Annotated in this window: 20 protein-coding genes and 4 pseudogenes; 5 read left to right on the forward strand and 19 right to left on the reverse strand. The window is 38.7% G+C overall.

The annotated features are described in order from the left end of the window. Positions 1-162: 162 nt before the first annotated feature. On the reverse strand, positions 163-2,259 hold the full coding sequence (locus MHB43_RS30525; protein WP_339180290.1) for a zinc ribbon domain-containing protein: 2,097 nt from the start codon (positions 2,257-2,259) through the stop codon (positions 163-165). 1,387 nt (positions 2,260-3,646) lie between these two features. On the opposite strand from MHB43_RS30525, the pseudogene MHB43_RS30530 reads away from it, so the two are divergent. Beyond that, positions 3,647-3,878 (forward strand): annotated as a pseudogene (locus MHB43_RS30530) (IS1595 family transposase); the annotation flags it as partial. 221 nt (positions 3,879-4,099) lie between these two features. After that, positions 4,100-4,375, forward strand: coding sequence for a hypothetical protein (locus MHB43_RS30535; protein ID WP_339180293.1), 276 nt, complete (start codon positions 4,100-4,102; stop codon positions 4,373-4,375). Here MHB43_RS30535 and MHB43_RS30540 read toward each other — a convergent pair. The 5 genes from MHB43_RS30540 to MHB43_RS30560 all read right to left on the reverse strand — a co-directional run bounded on the left by MHB43_RS30540 (position 4,364) and on the right by MHB43_RS30560 (position 8,540). Then, positions 4,364-4,789, reverse strand: a complete 426-nt coding sequence (locus MHB43_RS30540; protein WP_405130987.1) for a peptidoglycan-binding protein — start codon at positions 4,787-4,789, stop codon at positions 4,364-4,366. The two genes, MHB43_RS30535 and MHB43_RS30540, sit on opposite strands and share 12 nt — an antisense overlap. An 81-nt stretch (positions 4,790-4,870) precedes the next feature. Further along, a complete protein-coding gene (locus tag MHB43_RS30545; protein WP_339180296.1) occupies positions 4,871-6,034 on the reverse strand; it encodes a WG repeat-containing protein in 1,164 nt (387 codons plus the stop codon). Positions 6,035-6,115: 81 nt separating this feature from the next. Then, a complete protein-coding gene (locus MHB43_RS30550) occupies positions 6,116-6,808 on the reverse strand; it encodes a hypothetical protein (protein WP_339180298.1) in 693 nt (230 codons plus the stop codon). A 273-nt stretch (positions 6,809-7,081) separates the two neighbouring features. Further along, positions 7,082-8,038 (reverse strand): IS30 family transposase, encoded by a 957-nt coding sequence (locus MHB43_RS30555; RefSeq protein WP_339180301.1) that lies wholly within the window; start codon positions 8,036-8,038, stop codon positions 7,082-7,084. A 100-nt stretch (positions 8,039-8,138) separates the two neighbouring features. Further along, a complete protein-coding gene (locus MHB43_RS30560) occupies positions 8,139-8,540 on the reverse strand; it encodes a zeta toxin family protein (RefSeq protein ID WP_339185470.1) in 402 nt (133 codons plus the stop codon). A 573-nt stretch (positions 8,541-9,113) separates the two neighbouring features. Between MHB43_RS30560 and MHB43_RS30565 the strand changes: the two genes are divergently transcribed. Beyond that, entirely contained in the window at positions 9,114-9,995 is an 882-nt protein-coding gene (locus MHB43_RS30565; protein WP_339180303.1) for a hypothetical protein, read from the forward strand. A 395-nt stretch (positions 9,996-10,390) separates the two neighbouring features. On the opposite strand, the gene MHB43_RS30570 is transcribed toward MHB43_RS30565, so the two are convergent. From MHB43_RS30570 to MHB43_RS30620, 11 genes and pseudogenes are all read right to left on the reverse strand, one after another. After that, positions 10,391-10,849 (reverse strand): hypothetical protein, encoded by a 459-nt coding sequence (locus MHB43_RS30570; RefSeq protein WP_339180306.1) that lies wholly within the window; start codon positions 10,847-10,849, stop codon positions 10,391-10,393. A 35-nt stretch (positions 10,850-10,884) separates the two neighbouring features. Beyond that, complete coding sequence (locus MHB43_RS30575; protein ID WP_405130988.1) at positions 10,885-11,388, reverse strand: hypothetical protein; 504 nt, start codon at positions 11,386-11,388, stop codon at positions 10,885-10,887. A 1,265-nt stretch (positions 11,389-12,653) separates the two neighbouring features. Beyond that, positions 12,654-14,213 (reverse strand): hypothetical protein, encoded by a 1,560-nt coding sequence (locus MHB43_RS30580; RefSeq protein WP_405130989.1) that lies wholly within the window; start codon positions 14,211-14,213, stop codon positions 12,654-12,656. Between the two features lie 25 nt (positions 14,214-14,238). Then, entirely contained in the window at positions 14,239-14,733 is a 495-nt protein-coding gene (locus MHB43_RS30585; protein WP_339180313.1) for a zinc ribbon domain-containing protein, read from the reverse strand. 48 nt (positions 14,734-14,781) lie between these two features. Further along, positions 14,782-15,636: an N-acetylmuramoyl-L-alanine amidase gene (locus MHB43_RS30590; RefSeq protein WP_339180316.1), complete on the reverse strand. Its 855-nt coding sequence runs from the start codon at positions 15,634-15,636 to the stop codon at positions 14,782-14,784. A 51-nt stretch (positions 15,637-15,687) separates the two neighbouring features. Further along, positions 15,688-17,454, reverse strand: coding sequence for a VWA domain-containing protein (locus tag MHB43_RS30595; protein ID WP_405130990.1), 1,767 nt, complete (start codon positions 17,452-17,454; stop codon positions 15,688-15,690). 965 nt (positions 17,455-18,419) lie between these two features. Beyond that, positions 18,420-18,572 (reverse strand): annotated as a pseudogene (locus MHB43_RS30600) (YolD-like family protein); the annotation flags it as partial. A 51-nt stretch (positions 18,573-18,623) separates the two neighbouring features. Then, complete coding sequence (locus MHB43_RS30605) at positions 18,624-19,499, reverse strand: copper amine oxidase N-terminal domain-containing protein (protein ID WP_339180320.1); 876 nt, start codon at positions 19,497-19,499, stop codon at positions 18,624-18,626. 274 nt (positions 19,500-19,773) lie between these two features. After that, complete coding sequence (locus MHB43_RS30610; protein WP_339180324.1) at positions 19,774-19,989, reverse strand: S-layer homology domain-containing protein; 216 nt, start codon at positions 19,987-19,989, stop codon at positions 19,774-19,776. Between the two features lie 205 nt (positions 19,990-20,194). Continuing rightward, complete coding sequence (locus MHB43_RS30615; RefSeq protein WP_339180327.1) at positions 20,195-20,545, reverse strand: hypothetical protein; 351 nt, start codon at positions 20,543-20,545, stop codon at positions 20,195-20,197. Positions 20,546-20,620: 75 nt separating this feature from the next. Continuing rightward, entirely contained in the window at positions 20,621-22,984 is a 2,364-nt protein-coding gene (locus tag MHB43_RS30620; RefSeq protein WP_405130991.1) for a hypothetical protein, read from the reverse strand. 1,077 nt (positions 22,985-24,061) lie between these two features. On the opposite strand from MHB43_RS30620, the gene MHB43_RS30625 reads away from it, so the two are divergent. Further along, on the forward strand, positions 24,062-24,418 hold the full coding sequence (locus MHB43_RS30625; RefSeq protein WP_339180332.1) for a hypothetical protein: 357 nt from the start codon (positions 24,062-24,064) through the stop codon (positions 24,416-24,418). Positions 24,419-24,426: 8 nt separating this feature from the next. Next, positions 24,427-24,678, forward strand: coding sequence for a hypothetical protein (locus tag MHB43_RS30630; protein WP_339180334.1), 252 nt, complete (start codon positions 24,427-24,429; stop codon positions 24,676-24,678). 57 nt (positions 24,679-24,735) lie between these two features. On the opposite strand, the pseudogene MHB43_RS30635 reads toward MHB43_RS30630, so the two are convergent. Further along, a pseudogene (locus MHB43_RS30635) lies at positions 24,736-24,858 on the reverse strand (IS3 family transposase); the annotation flags it as partial. A 70-nt stretch (positions 24,859-24,928) separates the two neighbouring features. Further along, positions 24,929-26,087: pseudogene (locus tag MHB43_RS30640) on the reverse strand (IS3 family transposase). Positions 26,088-26,112: the final 25 nt, after the last annotated feature.

Here is a 26,112-nt window from a genome sequence, read left to right on the forward strand (position 1 = left end):
GCCGTGGTCGCCCACCGGCCTTTGTTAGACAAGTCACGATGTTACAGCATCGTGGCTTTTGTTTAATTTACACCTGTTATACTTTTATTACACCACAGCAGGAGCGTTTAGGAAAATCCAGGCTCAATTTCATGAGTTATCGATTGTCCTATATTGCACAGTCTACATTAACCGATTGATAAAATCCTCCATGTATGTTCTAAACTCAGATCTGTCAGATGAAGAAATCATATTAATGCCAACTACATGCTGATTTAGCAACAAGTCGGAGCCTTTTAATTCTACAGATATTATACTATTAATATTGATTCTAAACGGCTTTTGGAACATATTGTGGATGTATATTTGACGATTAGTAATAATGAAACCATCCTTGGCGCTACCGAAAGCAGTATTATCAAAAAGTACAACTGGTTTCTCATCAAATTCTAGTTTAGCATATGCTTCAAGGGCATTCTTAAACTTCTTGTTGACTTTCTCGTTTTCATTTTCAAGAAATAAATATCTTCGAATTCCCTCGTTCTTGATATTTAGTACTGTGTTCTTGATTTCCTCAACAACTTGATCAGTATTCTTCATTTCATTATTGGTAACAGAAACTGTTGCCGAGACCTCACCGTTACTTGAATGTAACTCAGAAGAAGCGTTGTTGATCTCAATGCTTCCCTTACTTAAACCAATCGTGCTCCCATACTTCTGAACGAATACCAAAAGTTCCACAAAATCATAGAATTGATCTCGATCCTTGCCGCTAATTAGATTGATGTCCACTCGTTTTCCATCAATAAGAATTGAGCTGTCGAGCAGACTCATTTGCTCTATCTCTTGAAAGCTGATATTCCATCCTTTTTCCATCATATTGTGGACGTAAATCCTATGATCTGTTATTAAAAATCCGTCTTTTGCACTTCCAAAAACAGTACTATCAAACAAGAGAAGAGGATTTTCCGCTTGAATAGGGGCGTAGGAAGACTTTACATTTTCCATTTTCTTCGTCAGCTTATCAGTTGAATCCCCTAACACTAAGAATACCTTAGATTTGATTGCCTCATTTTGAATGGATATGAAAGCTTTCTGAATAGCACGAATCGGGTTCTCTGAGAGCTCCGTTTTAATTGAATGAAATAATCTATTATTTCGCAGCTTTTGCTCCAGCTCCAATCCAAATTCGCCGAATAACTGAGTTAGACGCTCTCTATTTTGGATATCTGTTTGGAGATCTTGAACCAATGCATCTATAGGAATCTTAAAGTAGCGTGCATAATTGATTAGATCATCTTCCTCTTCAGCTGACTTGTAATTCAAAGCAAGCTCATAATAGGCAAGATCAAACGGATCATTCTCAAGGATTTCCACAATCATATATTCAAGATCTTCATTCTTTACACTACCGTTCACAATATTATTATATATAATCATAGCTTCTTCTCGTTCACTACTTGTGTATGTATCAGCTACAGATGACAATTTACGGTCATTAATACACTCTACAACGGCCATATGAAGGTTGAAAACATCATAATATACTGATAAGCACAGTGTTCTTTTGGTTTCTGGATCCTTGAAGATTTTCTTCTTCATACTGCTTACTTCTGCGTTTGTGGATGCATTACCTAATGCATTTGTGAATGAATGCAACATTCCTGTAGCCATATTAGCTGTTCCGGCCATTGCCATTCCTTTTAGAGCGCCACCTACGCCAAAACCACCACCTACCATTCTTCCTCTACCTGCTTTACGAATTGAACGATAATCTTTCTGAGATTCCTTGTATTCTACCAACTCCTTGAACTTCTCTCGAATCTCACAAAAATGATCCTCCCAATAGCCGGTATACTTTAATGCTATGTCTCCAAAACGAATCATATCAATGCTGTAAACACCTTTGGAATTCAGCATGTTCACAGCATACTCCAGAGCCGAATAGAAAATATCATCTGCATCATTATCTCCATTACGGATTAAGTCATCTAGGCTATGGTACTGAGTATCAAAGTTCCGAGCCATCCGATCTCTGGCTTCTCTTGCCAACTGCTGGAACTCGTACCGAATCGTAACGTAGTCCTTTGTTTCCTTTGGAATTATTACATCATAACCCAGTAGATTAAAAACCTCTGTATCTTGTTGGATCTTTTGGATAGACACTGGCTCTTCTTTTTGTTGCACTAAATGCTGCGGAGCCTCTTGTACAGCAGTACCACAAGACGAACAAAATTTAGCATTATCAGTTAACTTTGTACCACAATTGGAACAGAACATTTGTCTTCTCTACCTTTCGCATTCGTTATAGCAAACTAGTAAGCAGAAATATGTCTTACTTCTATCACTACATTTTACAATATTCCTCTAATTATCAAAACATTAATCTTAACAGGATACGTTCATAGTTATTCGTACAATTCGCCGCGAATTGTTTTTAAGAAGCTTTTGTATCCCTGCTAAGCGACTAGGGCGTGTCTTCAAACTCAAGCAAGCCACACCATAATGGATGCCAGGCCAAAAAAGACTTGAACGTACACGCTTGAACAAAGTCAAGCTGATCACGTTGATCAGCTACTTACTTCGTATTATTGAGCTATCGTTTTTCGTTAGCTAAAAGAAAATAGCAACAGTTCCTTATGTCCAAATGCTACATGTAGCATTTAACTAATATTATTCCCGGGGTCTTGGATGAATCATACGTGTGGTAAGTTGGAAATGTTATATCATACGTTCTCGAGAAAATCTTGAAACTGGGCTTGTGCATTTTGATCTAGCCCGTTGAATCTGCCTAATGCACTTTGCACATCATCTATTGCCCTACATCTTCTAACATTTCTCTCATTCTTTCGTTATCTGCTACAGCTTTCTCTATTTTTTCTTGACTTGCTTCGGCATCCTTAAGTGATTTGATTTTTTTGCTAAACGATTCAAATAGTTTTTTCTTGCAACTCGGAATAGCTCTTGCCCAGTGTATCCTGTAACTGATCCTGAATTGGTTTCGGCATAACTATGTATATCCTCCTCTTGATTAATTATGGTCGAATTATATCATGATAGATCCAGCTCTTCTATATATACTATGTACAACACATTAAACTAACCTGCCCGTTAGTTGAACAAAGGCAGCCAATCACGTTGACCGGTTACCTCTTTGGTTTTTCGAGCTATCGTATCCCGTTAGCTATGAGGCATTATCCGTCCAGCACATTGAATTCTATGGAGATAATACCATTAAGATCTATGATATTGACTCAATTGCCCGTTTATTGGAATCATATTTGGCCAATAATCAAAATATCCGTGATGAGATCGAACAGGCTCTTCAAAAACTGAAGAAATCATTGGGCGGTATGTCTTCGAACGAATACCGAGAGCTGCATAACAAGATGCCTTAGCACTTCATCCCGGGCTAAGGCATCTCAATGAAGTCATTTTTTGTTTTTTTAACTGTCTACTTGACAGGGAGCAGTTCACTCTTTAACAAAGGGATTCTTTTTTCTGTTCCAGTGCCCGGAGTATGGCCAAGTGACTTCGGTCTCTGACCTGACAAATACGCCACTCCAGCGAACGCGAATGACCTCATATGGGGGTTCGTTTTATAGAACTGTTAACTGAAGGTTTTTGTCTGCTAAAATGCACCGCATTAGAAAATTCTCGTGCATTACGCGGTATTGTTTGAAATGGACGAGACCTACTTCCTGTACTCGCAAACGGGCAGACGGAACAATAACTGATCGCAAGCCGCGTAAGAGCGGCGGAAAAGCGAAGCACCGAGGTACAAGTAACGACTAAATCTGTGTGCTGGTCGCCCGAGTCAGAAGATGACCTTCTCAGGCGTTCTTGGACGTGGGCGCATTCGTACTACGAAACTGGATGAAGCAATTGGGTCTCACCTTTACGTATATGTATACGTACACGTTTACGTTTGTATTTTAATGGGCTCGGAGACTACCGTAAGAATCAACTATACTTAATTCTTACGGTAGTCGATAATTCTCGATCAATGAGGTTACCCAATTGAAAGTCCTAGGGCATTATTATCGTCTAAGGACTGTAAAATTTTTGAATAGTATCTATAGTTTCAGGGCATATTTTATGCGAGGTGTTTGAGATAAAGATGTTATTAATAGGTCTAATCACTCTTAGTATCATTGGTACGTTACAGACGAGGGATTATGAGATAAAAGCAAATTATAAGGTAGAGAATAACTGGATCAAGCTTCCTAAAAACGGATCATTGAACATCGAATTAACTACAAGTAAAGAAATAGAAAAGGTTTGTTTTTGGATATTGCCAATGGGCACTTCTACTTGGAAGTATAGAACCTTACTGAGTATGGATGATAATGGTACGGATGGATGGGAATTAGAATGGCCATTTTCAAAAAAATAATTTATGATCATATCGTAATTGAAATTTCAAATACAGCGGGCGAGACTGACTGGTTAATTTTAAATGTATCAAATCAATAAAAGCCTTTGAAAGCCATGTACCGTTACCTACAACACCATCAGAAGTCAGACCTTCTTTGGTTTGGAAAGATTTAACGGCTGATGTTGTTCCAGATCCAAAGTTGCGATCTACAGTACCCACTGTACTTTGATAACCGGAAGACCATAGTTTTATTGTAGGCCAACTCGAATGATTGACAGAAAGGCAGAAGCGCTTAATGCACTGACTAAAGAAAGCGACATAACTGCCAACGCACATTAATCGATTAATAAAATCCCCCATGTATGTTCTAAACTCAGATCTGTCAGATGAAGAAATCGTATTAATTCCAACTAAATGCTGATTTAGCAACAAGTCGGAGCCTTTTAATTCTACAGATATTATACTATCAATATTGATTTTAAACGGTTCCTTCTTTGATAAACCTATCTACATCTACTTAGCAAAATATTGATCTATAAGTTGTAATGTTCTTTCCTTAGTATCTCTTATCAAAACTTCTTGAATCGTCAAAACTCCATCCAAACCTTCTTCTTTCAATTCATTTTGGTGTGAATCACGAGTTTTTATCCATTCTCTCTCTTCCTTTTTTAAAGCCTTCTGTTTACTAGCAGGTAGTTTTTTCATTAACAGTTTATAAATTTTATTCAACTCTATATCCCATGCTTCATATGGTTTATAAAGATGATCAGCTTCAGGAGAGTCATACATATGCTCTTCTAGCTCTTGTATATATTGTAGTCCCTCCAAATAGTCTTCTTTTGTCTGTACTATCATTCCTTTGTTGTTAATGTAGACTTTTCTGTAACCTGTGTCATTTTGAATATTCAGCTCTGCTATTCCTTTAGAGAATCGAATTTCTGTTGTACCTTCAATTACAACACCTTCTATAGGTTTGATTACCATCTTTCCTTTTTCGTCAATAAATCCAACACCACTTTCAAAATTTACAGCTGCCAAACCTTCTTGAAAGAGCACTAATAATGCCCCTCCTGCATCATTGAATTGCGATTGAGGTCTAATCACCATGTTACCGTTCTTATCAATAAAACCCAATCCATTATCCGTAGTTACTGCTGCTTTCCCTTCAGAAAAGTCATGTATCCATTCATACTGAGGTTTAATTATCATCTTTCCTTCTCTATCAATAAATCCCCATTTGTAATTCTCACTACCATCATTCACCGCCACACCTAGCAGTCCTTCAGAAAAACGAAAACTTTTCTCAACAGCAGAAATGTATTTAGGCTCAACTACCCAGTATCCATCTTCATCTATGACACCTAGTTTATTATTATAACTAACTGCTGCTAAGCCCTCAAAAAAACCATAATCGAAATCATACTTAGCCTTAGTTGCTACTTTCGCACTTTCACCTGTCGCATCGACCTCCTCATTCGAAACGACAGTTTCTAGGTTTCTGTTGTAAGTATTTTTCTCAGTTATTTCAGTATCATTAATTGTCTCTGGTGATGATTCTATTGATACTGTTTTTGAGCTATCTATTGTTAAATTCTCTTGGTGACTGGATCCACAACCTGTCAATATCAGCCCCAATATTAACAGTGACGATGTTCCATGAAATAAAAGCTTTTTCATCTATATTTCCTACTTTCTTGATGCTAATATGTATTCTTGCAGACAAGCAATAATTGACGAATAATACATAGGTTCGTTGTATTATTTAAACAAGTTGAATAAATTGGATAACCCATGCCAGCTTGTAACAACTATCTGCCACAGTGCTGGGAAAAAGTTGAATATACTATGAATTGGATGAAAAAGAAGACCAAATATGCAGCCAATGAATAGCATAATAAATGCCAATCCCAACCCAACAACTGTATGTAGAATGTCCCAAATGACATAAGTCAGTACCACAAACTTCCCATGCAATTGGTCTAGCTTACTTCCACTCATAAATACGTCATCTAGAGTGAAGTCTAACTTTAAATTATGTACTAGTTTTGAAGGTGTATTAATCATATAAGAATAGTTATATAGAATATTGGTTGAGAAATCGAGCGTGGTCGGAACAAAATTACCCGATGCGTACTTCAGATGATAACGTAGATCGTTTTCTCCAAATGCTGTAGCTAAGGCTTTTTTTTCTATAGCTTCTGATTTTTTAAGCGACGGCTGTTTAGTTTCAATTAATGCAACAACGTTTGCGCCACTAGTACTTACATCACTTCCTGAGAGGCTTAATAATTTGTCTGAAGTGGTATTCAGACCATCGACTCCATACGATGCTAAAACAACTTTCATGTTGTATACATCTTTGTAATCACTGGCTACTGCTTGCCATCCGAATAAAACCACGATGGCAATAATCCAGAATCCCCAAAATGTTCTACTCAATGTTTCACTCATTACCTTAAAACCCCTCACCACATATGATCATATTGACTTACGTTAATATGTCAGCATTTAGTGTATATTTCTGTGGAATAAAAGTCCAGAATGTAATTTCCATATGTATACTGGAGCCAAGCTTAATACTTGAGTGTGCTCCTGTTCTTTCTCCGATTCTTTTAAAAAGGCACCTTTAACCCACTGGGGTTATCTTTGGATATCGTTTGAACCTTTCCTCTTTCTACCTCCATTACTAATCTAAATTTTGAGGTGTTATCAAAAGACGGATTGTCAAGCCAAGTGCGACAGTTCCTGTGTGAAAGATTCGTGAGCGGTCTTCCAGCCCAGACATTTTCGGGGGCGATGGTTGATTAAATGAAGCGAACGCTCCAATGTTGCATCTGAGATTTGCGCAAAGTCCGTGCCCTTGGGAAAGAACTCTCGAAGTAAGCCGTTCGCATTCTCATTCGAACCGCGTTGCCAGGAAGAGTAAGGGTCAGCAAAATAGATCTGTACGTCGTGTGTTTGTTCTAGGTTCGCGTAGCAGGCGAACTCCTTGCCACGGTCTGCCGTAGCGGTTCGAAAAGCCTCAGTAGGATACTGAGCAGCGACTACGCCAAAGGCGATCTCCATCGACAAAGCTGTCCGATTGGGCATTTGAATCGCGGTGTACAGACGTGTTTTCCGTTCAATGAAGGTTGCTACACACCCCTTGCTCTTTCCGCGTCCCGATACCACCGTGTCCAGTTCCCAATGCCCAAATCTTTCCCGGGAGAGAACGTCTTTCGGACGCTGGGAAATGGGTCTGCCTACAGCAAACTTCCCGCGTGTTTCCGCAGGTTTCTGACGTTTACCTTTGTGCCGGAGTACGTGTAAAGCACCTTTCGTTAGACGACCTGCATAGATCCAGCGGTAGATCGTTTTGAAACATATGGTGGGTTGATTTTCAGCTCTAAAGCGCTCCACGATCTGCTCAGGGGACCATGTGGCGTGCAACTTCTCTTCCAGCTCTTCAGCATGTTTTTTCGTCCATTTACCCTTGGATACGGAAGCTTTACGGCGCTGCACATAAGCTTGTTGTGAGCTTTCTGCCTGATAAGGCTGTAGTTGAACATTCCGGCTGATTTCCCGGTAAATGGTCGTATGATGCCGACCAAGTTCCTCGGCAATAGCTCTTGCACTTTTCCCTTGTTGATGTAGGATTTCTAGCTTGCTGCGTTCGATTATGCTAAGATGTGAATAACTCATGGACTGATTCTCCTTGTGTGAATGCTGGTGTGGTAACTTTCATTCTACACGAATCAGGCTATGAGCCATTTTTTATTTTCAATAGGTGTCGCACTTCATATTACAATCCGTCAAAAATAAAAGAGCGATCAGATAACTTTAATGCTTCAGGTAAGTTACCGATCGATCGGTCATATCGTCTTCGGATATCCTCTTCTGGAATATGATGGCCACCATTCTTTACTCGCATTTCTACTCGCTCGATGTGATACTCCACGTTTTTAAGACCTACGTAATATAGGTTTATTTCAAATCCTGTTTTTTTGGCTTGTTCCATTTGCCTTATTGCATTTTTACCGGCAAGCGTTGTTTCAATAGAAAAGCTCTTTCCGTTCTGAATACATTCACGGACGCGTTTGATAGCTTCTCTTCCTGCTGATGGAGAAACCGATTCTGGATGACGAGGATTGATAGTTTTTGCAATGGCATCCGGATCAATAACCTCTGCTCGGCAAGGTACTATTTATATTTCCCGGAATCCGATAGGTCATTTGAGTGATGCCGAATATCTGACATGCTATAATCTTGGTAGGAGTGACTCTGCAGAGCCGTTCAAACGCTCTACAGAGCGGCATGGGTTGGACAGGAAAAAGGTACCAAGTATACTTAAATGGCCTTTCAGATCGATTTATGCCTATCATAGAAGCCTATTGGCAGGGTGAATGTGATATTGGAAATAAGAAGCTTCCATATTACGGTGATGGGCTCATTTGCTTATCTACTAAGCACTACACTACATTAGACTGACAATGCTTCATTCAGCTCCCATGGAAGAACGTAATTTCTTCCATAATCTGCGGTGCTGCCTGTGGCATGTATTGGCTAATGGACGGGATAGCGTAACAAAAAGGTCATTGAATAAAAAAGGAGTAGCAATAAAGAAACAAACACAGGAAAGAGTAAGGAAGTATCTTTGGTGATTGGATGATCGTATGGATATACTTGCCTAGATATTTTATATTGAATATTATATGATACCTAAGATTATCATTAAAATTGGATATATATTCCTAGTTTAGAATGGAGAGCAACAAACATGAAGAACAGGTTTTTATTAGCACTTTGTTCACTACTTTTTGTTTCAGTAATTTCCTTTAATGGAACTACAGTTGATGCGGCTACGGCTAAGAAAAAGGTTTCAATTAAGTATGCAGGTGGAAACTATTATGGAGAAGTTAAAAATGGAAAACCTAATGGTAAAGGTACCATGCAATGGGGGGCCAATAAAACATATTCAGGTGATTGGGTTGATGGAAAAAGATCGGGATATGGTAAATTTGTGAATAAGACTGAATATGCCGATGATGGCTTTGTACCTCCACGTATAACTACCACAAAAACTATTTACAATGGACAATGGAAAAGTGATAAACAAAATGGAGAAGGTTATTTACTTGCCGGGGATGATGGTCCAGTTTCACAGTTTTTTAGTTCGGTTGAAAAGGGAACCTTTAAAAACAATGCTTTTATTAAAGGGTATACAAGAGAGGAACAGGGATTGTATTACCTAACTTATGGATACAAAGATAGTAATACGAAATTAGAAATTGATGTTGCTTCTGATTTTTTCGATAGAGATGCTTCATTTAGAGAAAATAAAACATTTAGAAAAACAACTTCCGGAATTGAAGGATATTCACAGGTTACCTACACAACTATTGATAAAAAGGGTAACAAAAACGGAATTTCGTATAACATTAATACAGAATTTACGGAGGTATATAATGCTGGCGTACCTCAGATACGTGAATTTGAGGTAATAAAGACGGTAAATGGGAAGATTAAAGATAAGTACTCTCCAGACGGTGAAATTGAGGTTTTAACAGCAAAATCCCAAATACTCAAGATTATAAGTTTACACGCTAGTGGGTTAGATAAAGTTGATGCTTTAGCTAAAGGATTCACGAGAGGATTCTAAAAGTAACCTTCAATAACGCTAGATTTTATATGTATACCGCATTATTTGATCTTATGCATGAACAAAAGTAAACATCTAAATAAAGTGAAAAAAGGATCGTAACTCAGAAAAAATCTTCCCTGAGGTACGATCCTTTTTGATTTATCTATTGATTCCCTAAGTATAAAAACGCGTCAGATCAACTCCACCATCGCCCCATAATCCACTCTATAAGTATGGGAGTATTATACGGCAATAAAGTAGTAGCGGCGAAGAAAACCGTTATGCTCTTATCAGAGGGTTTTGAGCTGAGCGGTGTATTACTTTAAAAAAGACTTTATACATACTCAACTTCCTACTAATAACACGAAAGACTTAGGGCTATGAGGAGTTCCCCTGGTCTTTCATGTTGTATTCTACTTAAAAAATTCGACTAATTTGTCTAGCAGTATACCTTCAATATACCCAGCAGGATCGGAAAATGATTCGAATAAATCAAGCCCTTCTTCCAAGATTTCGTCAGTAATCGGACTGTTTCCAATATCATACGACCTAGTTAACTTAATAGCATTGCCTTCATGTGGATTTAGCATGACCGAGCCGTCGCTTTCATTGCCAAACGTAGCGAAATACATGATCTGTTTTCCATCAACCAAAGAAATGTTTAGATTAGCGTCCCCAACTCCACTATTTTCAGTCACCGTAAATTCAAATTCTTTCTTATCAGCAGGGTACTGGCCGAATGCCGGTATATCTATTACACCTGTTCCATCGTCATTAAATCTCCAAATCATCACATCCCAACACCATTCCCCAAGAAATCTCCGCTTAAGTTCCGCCTGAGTTACCTGGTGTTGTCCAAGCAAGGATGCCAATTCTACTTCACCATCGGGGATAGTTGGTTTCGTTCTTACAAATACATTGCCAATACTCCATCCTTATCATGCCATCGCAACTGTTGTTCGTTATCTACAAAAGTATAACTCCTGTTACGCCAACTCTCTTTATCAAATTCAAGGTTGATTGTGTTGCCGTCAAGGCTCCACTTCAAATTATACGTCTCTTCACCTGTAGTTCCAGGAGCAATGTAGTCTATTTTTGAATCAAACCAGGCATAGTTTATTATGATCTCAGAACCAGTACCATCTGCGTTAAATATTAAACTTCCTATTGCTTCCATATTCACAAAAGAACCTTGATCAAACCATTCCCCAAACAACATTTCTTCCAATGAGCGCTGTTTTGCCGCAACTTGAGGTGGTAGTGTTGTTTCGACTGGTGTTGCATGTTCTGCCTTCATGGAGTCTAATTTAGACTGCAAGGCATCTACTTCCGCCTGTAGCCTTTTCATCAGCGTCTGTTTGTGAGATGGTATTTTCACTTGGCTGATCCTTACTATTTTTGTTGTTTCCACAAGACGTAAGCACTATAAGCAATAGTACAGATAGAAACAAAATGAATAAGATACGTGTCAGGCCAGCGGTAACCAGCCACCCTCTACCGATGTATCAAGTTTGACCGGTAGAGTTGGAATACCCCCGTCTCCCAGGGATCGAACGACCAGCCCGATTGCGCGGCTATTTGTAGTCAGGTGCACGCCGTGCCTAGGCTTTGACTGCCTGAGGTCAGGATACCGGAGATCGAGAAACGGGCTTTACAGCATGGGAGGGACATGGGTAAGAAGGCGGGGACGAGCTGTAAAAGCGCCGGAGATGTGGATACACAGCATCCTGCCCATCCTTGTTGGCGAATGATTTGAATGTAGCGGATAGTCAGAGAGAATCATCCGCCCTTTCCGGCCTGGGCCTTAGGGCCACTACATGGAGAGATGTTTACCGGCCAAGGTTTCGACTTTTCTACGCACTTTGCCCGAACCCTTTGGGCGGAATTTATCCCCTTGCCGGAGAGAGAGGCCCTTTGCGCCCACGCCCCTAAACCTGTATGAACGTAACTACATCCTTATAAATTTTTTAATTTTATTTTTTAGGCGTTTGGGCGGATGTGTATTGGTGTTCTTGTCCGCGAGGGGTTCAAGGGTGCCCAGGGGTCTTGGGCAGACGCGGGCATTGTGGGCAGTTGTTTAGGTTCGTACATGGCTTGTTTGGTGAGTTGCGTTTGGGCTTATTCCTGTGTATTCTGCTGTTGGTGTCTACATATTTATCGTTTAATGGTGCATAAATTTCAATTTGTTTTCTCGAGCTAAAGAGACCATGCAAATAAAAGAGGGCTTTGTAATTAACCTGTCAATATAAACATACACATAAATACTTGAAGCAATGTTAAGTATTTAGTAGTAGTTGTGCTGTTGGGCATAAGTTGTTTCTTTCATAACCATTCCTGTGTAGCGTTAAGAAGAAGTTTGAAGCTCTCACTAGAAGACTATGAATGCTAATGTTCGTCTTTTAAAGTAGTCTGGATTAACTGGGTCGTCTGTCTGATTTGAAAAATGCCCATCGCATTCGCATACGCATTAGTATTCAACAGCTATAGTGAATCGTCCAGCCACTGCTGCTAAGTTGATCGGCCCAGGCTCAGACTGCTGTGTAGTATCCTATCTTTGGCTCTACTCCTTCCAGCTACTGCTGGAGCTCAATCATGTAAACACAGAAAGACCCGTAGGGGACTTTTTGTCAATGTCCACCCTACGGGTCACAGTACAATCTAGTAGAGATGCCTTGCTTAGTTTATTCTAGTAAGCTTACTGGATAAGATCCATCCTATAGATGCACCGACAAAAGCGACAAGGGTACTTATAATAAACGATTGTATGATTGGAAATTGAAGGCTGACACGGGTGATTTCAAACGTTTCTGTATCCACAGATACTTTTATAATATAGGCCATTATAACCATAACAACGCCAAACGCTACCCCGTATGCAATCAGTTCCTTTAATGTCCTTCCACTACCTGCTCTTCTTAACTGTATCCCTGACCAAGCATGAAGAACTAAAGCTACAGTAACAAAGAGTAATATCCATGTGTAGTCGATATTATTCTTATCACCTATGATCCCTTGACCTCCAACCGAAACAGCACCAGATGGCGGAGAATAACCAAACAGACTCGTTGCCTTTATTCCGGTGAATAAGGAATAACTTAACTGACCATATTCCGTTGTGTCATATTCTTTGATTCCAAGGTTCCCATTAAGATTATTCAAGTTGGATAAATGCCATGAGTAACCACCAATTTGAGTTGCAATAACTATTTTAGTGAAACTAGACATGTTATTATCTTCAGCGAATTCTTTCTCCGAATACAGATATCCGCAAACAATAACGATGCAGATCATCATGCCAGAAATAGTTGTCATAAGTGCTCGTTTTATAGAGATTCCGTACTTTTGATTAGAGCCTGACCCTTTTAATGATCTAGGCAAACTTAACAAAGATCCTACGGAGATAAATATCAAGCTGATGATAAAACTATGTAGCAGCGCATTACCAAAGCTATAGGTTGTTTTTAATGAAATTGATCCCCAAACTCCAGATTCATCCATGGACAGACCTGAGAATAGAGAAATACATGCAAAACATATGGAATAGATGACCGCGATTGGGAAAGATGAAGTTATTCGTTCAATGGCAGATTTAGTCTGTGTTTTCCGACCTAACCAGTATCCAGTGATGAATAAGGTAATGATTGGAATAGCCGCTAGTAAAAGCAACCCACCACTAGTCTCTATATTCGCACCAAAGTAAGAAGTGTCTGCATCTAACTTTAAGCTGACCAAGTGGGAAAGCATCAGTACATCTGTCGTTGCAATAAGTTTAATCTTCTCCACTACACTGGTAGAAAAGTCAGCGAATTCGAATCTGGTCTCTGATGAAATTAAGTCCTTTATCTTATGGTTTAATCCAGCACTGATCGACCAAGATAGCAGAATAGAGACAAACAACGGAATCACCGAGTATATTGATGAAGTCCATATTGTACTTTTGCCTGTTGACTTCTGATTGGTATATAAAGCCGGTCTACTATCTTTTTTATAAGCAGATTCTACATTCGCTGAGCTCGGGTTTGGATTAGCTTTCTCAGTCACTTTATCCAATGATGCTCCGCAAGATATACAATAGATATTTTCCTTACTATTCTCACAACTACAATGACTGCAAAAAAGAATCGTTGCATCTTTCTTTAATTGAAATACTTCAGACAATGGTAATAGGGCACTTCCATCCATCTGACAATATAATGCACCGTCCACTGTTTTCGTGCCACAATGCTTGCAATACATCCTCTCACTTCCCCCTTCTTGATGGTTAGTTATTCATTCTCATGCCGCAGCAAGGGCAATGGTTCGCATGAAGGGGAGCAAGCTCACCACAACTCAGACACTCCGAATCGCCTTGTATCAGTAGATCTTGTTGAATTTCTACTTTTGACCCGCAGCTCCCACAGTATTTATCAATACCATCCGTCAAGTTACCGCAGTTTCCACAAGTCGTGCCTTGTGGTTTGGCGTTATTTAATTCCGAAAGTTGTCTTAGCGAATCATATATTTTTTGATCTAATTGAAGCACATCTTTGGTTAATTCGGTCATCTCTATATCGGAGATCTGACCGGTTCTTATCTTGTAATAAGCTAGCTGACCAAGATCTAGAAGAATTTTACCTTTTCTTTGATTAAATTCATTCGTATGCTTGTTCAGCTCACTTATTTCTTGAGCAGTCTGTAGTTTCTGCTTTCCCTGCTCAATACCTCCTTGAAGCTTGGATAGTCCTTCTCCAATGATATTTTGGAAATTACTAGACATAACTACCATCCTTTCGATAAATGTAGTGCTATAATTTAGTTTAAATCATTATTTTTGAAAGTAGTAAGCCTTTAATCCATTTTTTATACCGGCAACAATTTTGTCCTGATACTCTGAGCCACTAAGTAAAATGTCTTCTTCTTTATTAGTCATAAATCCCATTTCAATTAGAATTGAGGGCACCTTTAGCCAGTTGAATCCGGTTAAGTCTCCCCGAGCCTGAATACCACGCGACTTCGCACCGGTTTCACTTATGATCTTTTTGGCGACAACCTCTACTATATCTTTGCTTCTCTCTGCAATAGGCCCGGTGTGCTTATTTTCAATCGAAGGATAGAAGAAGGTCATTCCCTTCACTTGACTATTATCACTGCCATCCGCATGTAATCGAATCATCACATCTGCTTGTACGTCATTACATATCATGGCTCGCTCGCTGTTCGAAATATCGACATCGTTTGTTTGACGTACCATAATGATCGCAAAGTCTTCTGCAAGAGCAATTTCTAGTTTAGTTGCCACTTCCAAATTCAATTGATACTCCGGTTTCTTTGTTTGAACCCCTTGCGTTCCGCCTCTGACCTTTTCCTTCATTGTTTTACTACCAGGTGCAGTTGGTTCCATATCTAAATTTGCCTTTTCTTGATGACCCGCTTCGATACAAATTAAGGGCTTTTTAATCTTCTTTAATTCTTGTTGATCATCATCAGCTAATTCCTCATCGATTAACGGAATTGAATTAGTGGAGACAGCTTTATCTGTCCATTCAGGAGAGGCCGTTTCCTGTTCCATCATCACCTCTGGAGTGTCAGGATTTAAATCAACTGTTTTTTCATGATTTACGCTACATGCGGTTGTGAGCAAAAGAGAACATAACATAACACATCGTGCTACTTGTTTCATATCAACAATCACCTGAGAATCCTTCAATTTTGGTATGATTTAAGACCTTTTTTAATTCCTAGTCCAAGGATTTTGGCTGTACAACTTGGTTGTTCCATTTACATTTTTGCATGAGGACCCTGGATCAGATTCATTTTTATAGATTGAACATTCGCTTCTACCAAAAGCACTAACCTGCCATTTTCCAGAATACGGATCTTCTTTTACTGTGTACGTATTTAAGTCTGCTTCAAATACTTTTTCTTGATTTAGCTCTAAAGGAAATAATTTAAAGAACTCAATTTTGTAACTTCCGTCTGCTTGTTGCTCAATCGATTCGGTTCGATAATTTTCTAATGGATCAATGATCTTGGGACTTCCCTGGTTATATGAACTAACGTAATCTTTCTCAATTCGAATTTTCAGATTGTTATAGAAATCTGAATCTCTGTTCACATTATTGCTAACTAGACTGAAATCAAGATTATTTACCGCATTCGCGTAATTGACTTGGTATTCAAATAGTCCGTTCATGGCTTGAATAGCCGTGGTTTCAATTTTTCGGATGAATTCTAAAGTTGATGTTTGAGCAGTATAATCGGGTGATTCCATTTGAAGTGCAATAGGAAATTCTTCTCCTGGACTGACGTTCTGATCTGGGCGATAGGTTAACTTATATTGCTTCACATATTTTTGAAACACGTTCTCATATATATTTTGTAACTCTAACTGTAGATTTTCTTCTTCATGAATAGAAAAATAGCTTCCTCCTGTTTCCTCAGCAATCCATTGCAATTCTGTTGAAGTATCTCCGAAGCCAATCGTATAGATCGGTATTCCCAATTGTTTAGATAGTTCTATAACTGATTGTGAGGACGATCCATAGTCTGAATCTTGTGAGTCTATGCCATCCGTAAATGCGATAATGTATTTAGGTCCAACCTGCACATTGGTATCATATAAAGCTTTAGTTAAGGAATCATATAATGCAGTTCTTCCATTGTCAGACTCTAAGGTGCTTAAGTAAGATACGATCTGTTTTCGATTAGAGTTAAAGGCAATATCTGCAATCTCAGGAGCAAAGCTTGAAAAGGTTAACAATCCAAATGTCCCTTTGGCCTGATCTGGAACATTTTCTAGAAACTCAATCGCTGCATTTCGAACTAATTCCATTTTCGATCGATTCATAGAACCGTTTGGTGGATCCATCATACTACCACTTTTGTCCATTACAAGGTCGACACTTACGGTATCAATATTATTCACTTGAGAAACATAGCTAACGGGTAAGCCGTTAACTTTGAACATGTCTTGTATCAAACTTGGAGAATCTATTGGATTTGTAAATTCGGCATCAGCAAACAGTGAAAAATAAATGTCCACTTCTCCCTTTTCATAATTGGATGAATCCACTTGGTTGACTTGGATAAATGCAGGTTTTGATTCTACATTTGAGGAACCAACTACTGTATGTACCTCTTCAGCAGTTACCATGGTATTTTTGTTTGTTTCTGTGGTTGAGGCTTCATTAGAACCAATGGTTACCTGTATATTGAAGGGGGTTTTATCGGAGTTCCAATACCACAGTCCTATTACACCTACAATAAGTAAAACCGTTGCAATGGATAATAATAATCTGATGGATACATTGGGTCTCAATGTTTTCTTATCCGCAGTTTGGTTCGATTCAGATTGAGTATCTGGTATTTCAATTCCATTTTGCGGTTGAGGAACTTGTTCCTTATCCAATACAGGCTCGGATACGTTTTTCTTTTGTCCGCATTCACTACAAAACATGTTTTTCGGGTTTGATCTCTTCCCACATTTCGTACAATACATCTCTTTTCGGCACCTCTCTCATAGACTTAAAGTCCTAAATGTCCCGATAATCATACCATTAGCACTACCTAATTAGCTACCACAATTTAGGTAAAATATCCTGTTCATTCAGGACTTGTCGTCAAGGTAATTAGTAACATATCCTTAATTCAAATGTTATGAAACCTCCAAATTGTTTGAATTCTTGGATGGCTACCGTGTAGATGGACTTTATGAATATTATATTGAGCGGGTATCTAAATTTTAAAATCCTTATGTTCAAATTGATAAAACAATGAAAAATTTTCTTGCTCCTTGACCGTCTGACCGCCTACTTCGTGTCTGGGAGGTTGAGGGGCGAAGCCGGAGGCTCGGCTTGCCGGACACTTAGTAGGCTTTGCACGGGTTACCATGCGGAAGGCAAAAGGGAAAAAAATGCTTCCAATCTAAAAGAACCGGCGTATGCCGGTTCTCTCCTTCCTTGAATCAGCTCACGGATAGCACAATGATGAAGCGTAGCGAAATCATGGTGCCGCCTTTATGCATGGCTGCTTGATGGAAGCGCAGCAACGCGGATCGGACATGATGCCGCCATGCCTTTTCTGCTCTGCAGCAGAACGCCCTTGATCTTGGCTCCGTGCGGGGGTGTAAAGCGCGGGACAGGAACGTAGAACGCCTTAACCGGGACTTTCTACCCCGGTTTAGGTGTTCTCGTTATCGTGCCAAGTAACCCCCGCAGCGGTGCGTAGCGGCTATTAGGTGGCCGCTCTTGCCGCCTTAGAGCCGGGTAGCACAGCCCTAACGCCTTAATCTCTTGCCCTGATCCTCTTGATTGGTATAAACACCTCTGCTGAAGCACCTTCGATCCTCCTGCAGAAGCTGAGTCTTCCCGATCGGGTTGGATTCCTTTAGTCCAGGCTTGGTTTAAACCAAGTCCAGGAGCGCCCTTATCTTAGAAGTCATTTGTAATTGTAAATTCTCTGGATTCACGTAAGCGTCGATATAATTTTATCGAACGAAATCCAATCCCAATCATTTTCAAAATGAAATTTTATTTCCTTCCCAAACGTGTTAATTACAGAAATGATACCCGTCAACTCTTTAAATTGATAAGGGTCATACAAGGTCAAAGTCACTTTTTCATGCTTGTGATTACGCTCTTTTCGTTCGAATTATTATATCAAGTTGTTTTAATTCTTTAGATCAACAATTCTTGTTTTATTATTCCAAGAGACATCAAGACCATAAAAATTTGAAAATGCCCTAATAGGAACATAAGTAGTCCCATTAATTATTTCTGGTGCTACTGCTAAGGTAAGTATCCCAGAAGTAGTGCTATTAGTTTCAACCTTTTTAGAGCCTGTTTTAAGTATGAAATATAAATCTCCATATTCTACTCTTACTTTGTTTGTTGATTTAGTAAATTCAAGATCTGTATGCATGTTGCCATCGAGTTTTTTAGTTACGCTATCAAATATTGGACGAAGAGGAACTAACACAGTACCCTTTTTCATAATTGGAGGTTGAGAAAAAACAATAGCCTTTCCATAAATATTTACACGAATAGGTGATTCCACAGACTTACCAGTAACAACTTGCACTATCATTGCAACACTTTGGTTTACATTTTTCTCAGATCCTAAGTAATAATATCCAGTAGTGTCGAATCTATAGGTAAACTTCTCACTGGAATCCCCCTCCCCAGACCAAATACTAAGAGATTTACCAATCCCTGTGAACTTATAGCGATCTCCAAGAAAAGCTTCACTGTAATAAGCCACACCATTCTTCACAGCCTTGGGATTAAAATTTGACGAAATAACTTTTTGGAAAAAAATTTGAGCAGATCCTTGATTCCCACCCGATAAAGAAATAGTTGAACCTTTAGGAACCTTGTATAACGGAATATCATTAGACATAGTAGACTTAGAGGTAAGGTCACTAAAGGAGTAGGTAGCCCACCCGCCGTGTAGATCACCAGATGGAGATGCACCTACTGTAGCTGTTGTTGATAATAATAGAATAATTGCAAAAAATAAACTTAAATAACTTCGTTTTACTGACATAAAGATTCCCCCTGAAGTTTAAATTAAATAAATTACGTAGTACATAGAGCCAACTGTCAAACAACGAAGATCCCGTAAAGCTATACAGAGTAATCTATACCCAAGTTTCTATTCCTGCTTGACGACATTTCTATCGACATAAAATACACAAACTATTGGACAATCTCCTCCAAAATCATCTCCCTCATATAAAGCCTCTCAGGTAAAACAATCTTTTACTCACCCTAATATTTCTTTCTTAATATCTATCGGTAAATTAAGGGAAGTCTATTAACTAATGATTGGTTTTAAGGACATATGATCTCATACCTTCCTCAGCTACAAATTTAGGTTTGAAAGTGCCATCAGCATATCCTTTAAAATAACCTTTCGACACTGCAAATTGAATGGCATTGTTTGCCCAACGTGTCGATGATACATCTTTAAATGATGCCTTCTTTCTCTCATTTAAGAATACAAAAAGAAAGTGGAAGCGAATGAACGCTTCCACACTGATGTTACAAGGCAAACAGTTTTACTGTGTATTTAATCCCAAGGAAATAAATTTACTGTTGACAATCCAAGATAGATTTTCAAATGAGGATCTTACGTTGTTTAGCCATCTCAAATTGAAATGTTATTAAGGAAGATTTCTTTGCCTTCAGCCTGCATGCTGAATTGATTTAATTGTAAACCCTCGGAAATGCAGCTACTGTTTATATATCAAACCCATCTGGAGAGTTCAGATTATTAAACAGGTCGTGGTCCGGATTAGTTTGCATATAACCTCCTCCATCTTCTACGTGCAAATCAACTTGAGTGTCACCATCTCCGTCACGCCAGTACCCTTCGACAAAAGTACCATCTTCTCTGGTATAGGACTGAACGTAGTGTGGATGAACATAATGCTGTTCTGGATTAACTTGAATCTCATCTAAACTCATATCAACTGAAAAGAATTCATCAAACGGATTATGAGATGGTATGTTTTCTATACTTTCCGAATCAATGCCTAATGCTTCAAAAGGATCTGATTTATCTGGCTGTCTCAATTGGTTTTGGAACATTGTAGTTCACCTCGTTATGGAATATTTGAACAAGCTGTTGAGCACTATTTGTTGAATTCTGAATTTGTTCAACGATTATGTTCCGTTTAATAATGACAGATTCGTCAATAGGCAAATGTTTGTACGTATAGTATTGATTAATTTCATTAAACAAACCTTTGGCCACTTCTGGATTTTGACAATGTTGTAAGTTCGCGCAAGACCTTCAAAACCTGATATCATATAACGATTAGTTTCGGAAACATAGAACGGAATTAGAGTTTGCATTAAGTGTTCAAATATATCAAGTGCTTTTGTCATATGAAATTCTATTCGATTTTGATCATGATTAGAGTCCATTTCAGTCTTCATTCTATTTTCCTTCTCAGAAAAATAAGTGTTTATACCCGTAAATGCACCTCCTAATAGGAAGGGAATCCCTATTCCGCCTGAAATCGCTATTGTTGCAATACTCGCGCCTAAGGTTACTATAGATTGGCCATATCCTCTTTTTGTACGGTTACTAAATACTGCCTCTATGCTTTGTTTGGGAACGAGTAGCGAGTATACCGGCGATAGTGCACTCTCAATTTCTGAGAGAGATTGCTTCACCTTAGCACTTATTCCCATAAAACCATACTGTATCTGACGGAAATGATCTTGATTCTGCTGCTGTTGAGCCTGTCCAAGAATCATACTGGACTTGTGCTCTAACATTGCAGGTAAGTATATTGAAACCTGGTCAAGTCGCCTTTTTTGATTTTGAATAGCATAATAGAGAAAATTCAATAGCTTGAGATTTGATTCATCTGGATCTTTGACCGAATCTTCTTTGATCTGTTGAATTCCTGCCTGTAAGGCATACAACTGTCCAAAAAGGTGGTACAGTGCAAAATCATTTACTTGTCTCGTCCAACTCAAGTACAACTGAGATGGAGGAGTATTCATAACTAGAGGAATTTTAGTATGATGATAAGTCAGATAAATCAAACTTGGTATCTCCTGAACAGGGAGGGAAAATGTACCTTTCTCCGAATTCGTCAACGTATGAATGTCTACTAAAGTCATTTGAGAATGATCGGTTATAGCTTCAGCGACAGAAATTTCTTTAATCTCCGTGTTTATATAGGTGAACATAATCTCATTATTGCTTTGTCTAAAAATAAGTTCCATTTCATTCTGTTCAAAATAAAAAGGCTGATTCTTCATATCGTATCCAATTTTGTGTCCATTAAGCTGGCCTACACGTTTTTCACCATATGTTGAAAGCCAGTGTTCGTTTTTCCAGTCTACCATTGCGATATCTGACCCTTGGAGTAAAAACATCATGTTGTCGCATTTAATAATTTCTGTTTGGCTCTCTTCTTCTGAAGCTGAGATTAAGCTCATAGCGTTCCAAAGCAAGAATTGTAGAGAGGTGTCGTTACCCAATAACATGCAAACTTTTTCTCCCTGATACTTTTCACTAGCATATGTGCCATATAAAAATCCTTTATCGTCATGTAAAGTATTATAATTACTTCCTCGGTATTGTTTTAGTAAAAGTATGGTATCTGCCTGGATAGCCTCAATAACATATAGTGTATTTTTTTTCAAGATGATCACTCGCTTGCTGTCCGACTGATAGTAACACTCATCAACCTTTGGATGAAATTCACCCAGAACCAACCAATTTTTCTCATCAATTATCGATATAATACCATCTAATCGTTGAACCAATGTTGCAATCAACTTTGCTGATTGTTCATCGGTATTGATTTTCTTTTTCAATGTGACAGGATATAACCCTTTATAGTACCCTACTAAATCGGTAATCTTAGGAGCTATACTATATAAACCTAATAGCGCATGGATCTTGTCCTTAGTGGGAAGAAACAAACGAATCAAGGAAACCTTTTTATGGTTTATATCAAAAATCCCTTTCAATTCAACTGAATATTCTCCAGCTTTCTCTATGTTAGATATCCGATGGAATGGAATGGTTATAATTGTTCCACCATATCCAAGGTTCTCCTTTAAATCTATTTGATTCGCTTTAATACCTAGGTTTATGTAGGATTTTCCTTTATTTTCATAGGAAACATACGCTGGAAGTTCACTTGAGGCGCCTTCAGGTAATTGAAAACAATCAAATGGTATCTGGTTCAAGCACGTTTCGAACTCGTCCACTGTAAAGGAAAACTCAAAGGAAAAAGGGTAAGCACTCGTACTAGTAACTTTAATAAGGTGATGGCTTAATGAAGTTACCTTGATCTTTCCTGGCATCGCGTATTGTTCAAGAATTGTCTCAGATCCAAATATCCCCCCAGAGTCATATACAATAATTCTCCCCTTATTTGTGATACACAAAATTTGGGTTCCTACAATGGAAGAACCATTGAAATTAAATCCACCAGACCGGGTATAAACCGCTTTCTCGCCAAACACGAACGTGCTCAATATTGAATATGGTGTTTCCATGACATCCCCACTTTCCAATTATAAACGTAGAGTTTGATTTCTTGCCTAATTTTCTAATGCTGCGGAAGATTTATGCTGGATGGACTTATGTACTAATAGTTCATTCACACATACTGATTGGTTCTTTTATTTGTTAGGATAAAGGTCGATTCAGTCGTGTTTTCGAAGATACAAAGTATTAAATTAATATGAACAGTTAGAAGAGTCGCAGCGACTGTCATCACATGTTTAGGCCATCATAAAATTGCATCCCGGAATTATGCATTTTTGGTGGATTTTAAGCATTTAAAAAGTGATTGCAATTCAATTGAAATCACTTTTTTAAATAATTTAGTTAACTTTTTGATTTCATATCTATATTAGAAACAAAACCTTTTGCAAAGGCGTCGTCACCCCTTCTTCGCTCCAGCGTCCAAGTACACTAGATGAAAAGCTTATGCCTTCCATGGATTCATTGAGGATACACGAGAGAGCAAGACAGCGAATGCTTCTTTAGTAACAGGTGCATTGGGTTTGGAATTCCGTCACATGGCCCTTTAAAATAAACTTTAGACACTGCAGATTGAACAGCATTATTTGCCCAGTGGGTCGATGATACATCTTTAAAGGCTGCATCTGCACTAGCGGTATGTATTCCTAAAGCTAAACACATTAACAAAAAGGCTATAATTATCTTGTTAATGGTTTCAAGAAATCTCCTTCTTCTATGTATCGGTATACACAGAGTAATTTTCAAGCCAAATAAAGCATAGAGCATTGCTAAGATCGACGATTTTTTCAAGCATACTTTTAAAGAGTATATAATTCTTATGATATTTTTGTTGGGTATATTATTGTTTGTGATTATGACGAAACATTAACTTCATTTGTAAATAATGTTATTTTTGTGTAATTTATCAGTTCATTTGCTCTGATATAATTTCTGCTAGGTAGTAGATGAAAGGGGAAAGTTTTGTTGGAAAAAGAGCTAGTATAGTGCTGTTGTTGAGTGTCATTTTGCTTTCAGGCTGTGGATCAGATAAGCCTGAAACGGTTACACAAGGTACGGGTGCGTCACCCAGTTAACAAGCAACAACAATGTCAGTACAAGATACAGATGAGAAATTGCTTGGGTCTTCCGAAGATGAAAAGGTGAAATTTTATTCGATGACCGATGGGATTCCACTAGATATTAACGGTAATGAAAAGGACTTTGCTTTGGATCTCCCTAGTGATACCGGAAATGACCCGCAGATATTCTATACTGATCTTACAGGTGACGGTAAAGAAGAAGCTGTAGTTATTATCCAAACTGGAAAAGGGACAGGTTTAGATAGTTTTGATATTCATGTCGTTAATGCCGAGGACTTATCCGAAATTAAAGTCCAAAAGTATGAGGATATTGTCAATGATCAGATTGAATCGCATGTTGCTAAAAAGATGATAGGACATTAGCAATTACAATGAATGTGCAAGGAAAAAAATCTAAATTTAATTATAGTACTGATCCATCGCCAGATTACAAGCAAGATGAGCTCGCCTTCGGTGATGTAGTGATTTATTCTTTGGAGAATCAAAAAATAAAATTGGGCCTTTCGGGATCTGTTGGCGAATCTCCGACATATGTTTGTGATTTCAATATCACATATAAATTCGATAGTTTAAGGAATGAATTGGTTGCTGATCAAATTAAAGTTAAACCTATTGGAAAATAGAAAATGGCTGACCAATTTTAAACTGTACCCTATGAAAAGGACATTTCTAAAAAAGACCTACATGGCTTGAAGAAGGTGATCTCTATATTCTACAGGGATCATCCTTTTTGAGTTCCACTGGTATCTGTAGTGATTATAGTAGGTCATGTATACTTTAATTTCTCGTTTAACCTCATCTAAGTCGTGGAAGTTCCTCAGCGAAACTTCTGGTCATAACTCTGTCAAGTAGACAGTACAAAAAAGACAAAATTTAAGCTGCGGTCGTTTCCCGGTGTTCTACCGGAGAACGGTCGTTTAGTTTTTTCTGAAATCGGTTTTGGTTGTAAAACAATATGTATTCGCTCACTTGTTGTTCAACCTCTGCTTTATTTGCCGCTTTATTCAAGTATATTTTCTCCGTCTTTAAGCGAGAGAAAAAGACTCGATACAGGCATTGTCTAGGCAATTTCCACGCCTAGAGTAACTGCCTAGCATGCCGAGCTGTTTCAGTTTACGGTTAAAAGGCTTCGAGGTATATTGAAATCCTTGATCCGAGTGCAGGATTACGCCACTCAGATCCGCGTGCTGACGGAGTCTATCCAGCGTTTCATGAACCAAAGCCAGTCATTTCGTACAGATAGATGCCAAGCTACGATCTCATTATTGTATAAATCCTGAATGACAAACAGGTACACAAAGTGTTCTCCAGCACGAATATAGGTGATGTCTGTGACCAGTTTAGTACATGGCGTATCCGTCTGGAACTGGCGCTGAAGTCGATTCGGATTCACCACAGAAGCTTGTTTTCCAAAGAATCGACGCTTCTTTCGAATGACAGAAGAGATTCCTACTTGTTTCATTAATCGATATACCTTTTTGTGGTTGACTCTAAGGCCTTCTTTTCGTAATGCTACCGTCATTCGAAGATAACCATAATAGGGATGTGCGCGATGGATCGCAAGCATATGCGACTCCAATTCATGTTGTTTGTGTCTACGTTCTTTTGCCGCTGGTATGCTTTTTCTCCACTTGTAATAGCCCGAGCGAGACACCGCAGCTAACTTTAAGAGCCAAGAAAGGCCGTGGCGTACTCGTAAATCCTCTATGATCTGAAATCGAGCAGCTTTACTCGTCACTCCTTGTGTAGATTTGGATACTGCTTTTTTAAGTATTCAATCTCCGCCCGCAAGTATGACACTCTTCTTCGGTACTGGAAAACTTTGTCCTAAGGCGTCCCCGTTTGGATGTAACAGGTTTAAACTCATTCCCTGTTTCGTTTTTGCTGCCCATACTTGTACCTGAGATTTATTTTGAATGCCCAAACATTTCGCGACTTCACGTATACTCATGTGTTCCCCGTTGACCAGCCGGGCCGCCTCCAATTTCAATTCTAAGGAGTACCGCCGGAAAGTTTGTCCTTTTTTAGCCATGAAAAAATCCCCTTCGTTTGACAAG

Origin of the sequence: Paenibacillus sp. FSL H8-0317, from assembly GCF_045040685.1 — a bacterium.
In the GTDB taxonomy this organism is placed as follows: domain Bacteria; phylum Bacillota; class Bacilli; order Paenibacillales; family Paenibacillaceae; genus Paenibacillus.

Bases quoted from the DNA above. Each gene is read 5' to 3' on its own strand.
- MHB43_RS30525 (WP_339180290.1), bottom strand. From the start codon at position 2,259: ATGTTCTGTTCCAATTGTGGTACAAAGTTAACTGATAATGCTAAATTT.
- MHB43_RS30535 (WP_339180293.1), top strand. From the start codon at position 4,100: ATGTTATTAATAGGTCTAATCACTCTTAGTATCATTGGTACGTTACAG.
- MHB43_RS30545 (WP_339180296.1), bottom strand. From the start codon at position 6,034: ATGAAAAAGCTTTTATTTCATGGAACATCGTCACTGTTAATATTGGGG.
- MHB43_RS30550 (WP_339180298.1), bottom strand. From the start codon at position 6,808: ATGAGTGAAACATTGAGTAGAACATTTTGGGGATTCTGGATTATTGCC.
- MHB43_RS30555 (WP_339180301.1), bottom strand. From the start codon at position 8,038: ATGAGTTATTCACATCTTAGCATAATCGAACGCAGCAAGCTAGAAATC.
- MHB43_RS30565 (WP_339180303.1), top strand. From the start codon at position 9,114: ATGAAGAACAGGTTTTTATTAGCACTTTGTTCACTACTTTTTGTTTCA.
- MHB43_RS30580 (WP_405130989.1), bottom strand. From the start codon at position 14,213: ATGTATTGCAAGCATTGTGGCACGAAAACAGTGGACGGTGCATTATAT.
- MHB43_RS30585 (WP_339180313.1), bottom strand. From the start codon at position 14,733: ATGTCTAGTAATTTCCAAAATATCATTGGAGAAGGACTATCCAAGCTT.
- MHB43_RS30590 (WP_339180316.1), bottom strand. From the start codon at position 15,636: ATGAAACAAGTAGCACGATGTGTTATGTTATGTTCTCTTTTGCTCACA.
- MHB43_RS30595 (WP_405130990.1), bottom strand. From the start codon at position 17,454: ATGTATTGTACGAAATGTGGGAAGAGATCAAACCCGAAAAACATGTTT.
- MHB43_RS30605 (WP_339180320.1), bottom strand. From the start codon at position 19,499: ATGTCAGTAAAACGAAGTTATTTAAGTTTATTTTTTGCAATTATTCTA.
- MHB43_RS30615 (WP_339180327.1), bottom strand. From the start codon at position 20,545: ATGTTCCAAAACCAATTGAGACAGCCAGATAAATCAGATCCTTTTGAA.
- MHB43_RS30620 (WP_405130991.1), bottom strand. From the start codon at position 22,984: ATGGAAACACCATATTCAATATTGAGCACGTTCGTGTTTGGCGAGAAA.
- MHB43_RS30625 (WP_339180332.1), top strand. From the start codon at position 24,062: ATGTCAGTACAAGATACAGATGAGAAATTGCTTGGGTCTTCCGAAGAT.
- MHB43_RS30630 (WP_339180334.1), top strand. From the start codon at position 24,427: ATGAATGTGCAAGGAAAAAAATCTAAATTTAATTATAGTACTGATCCA.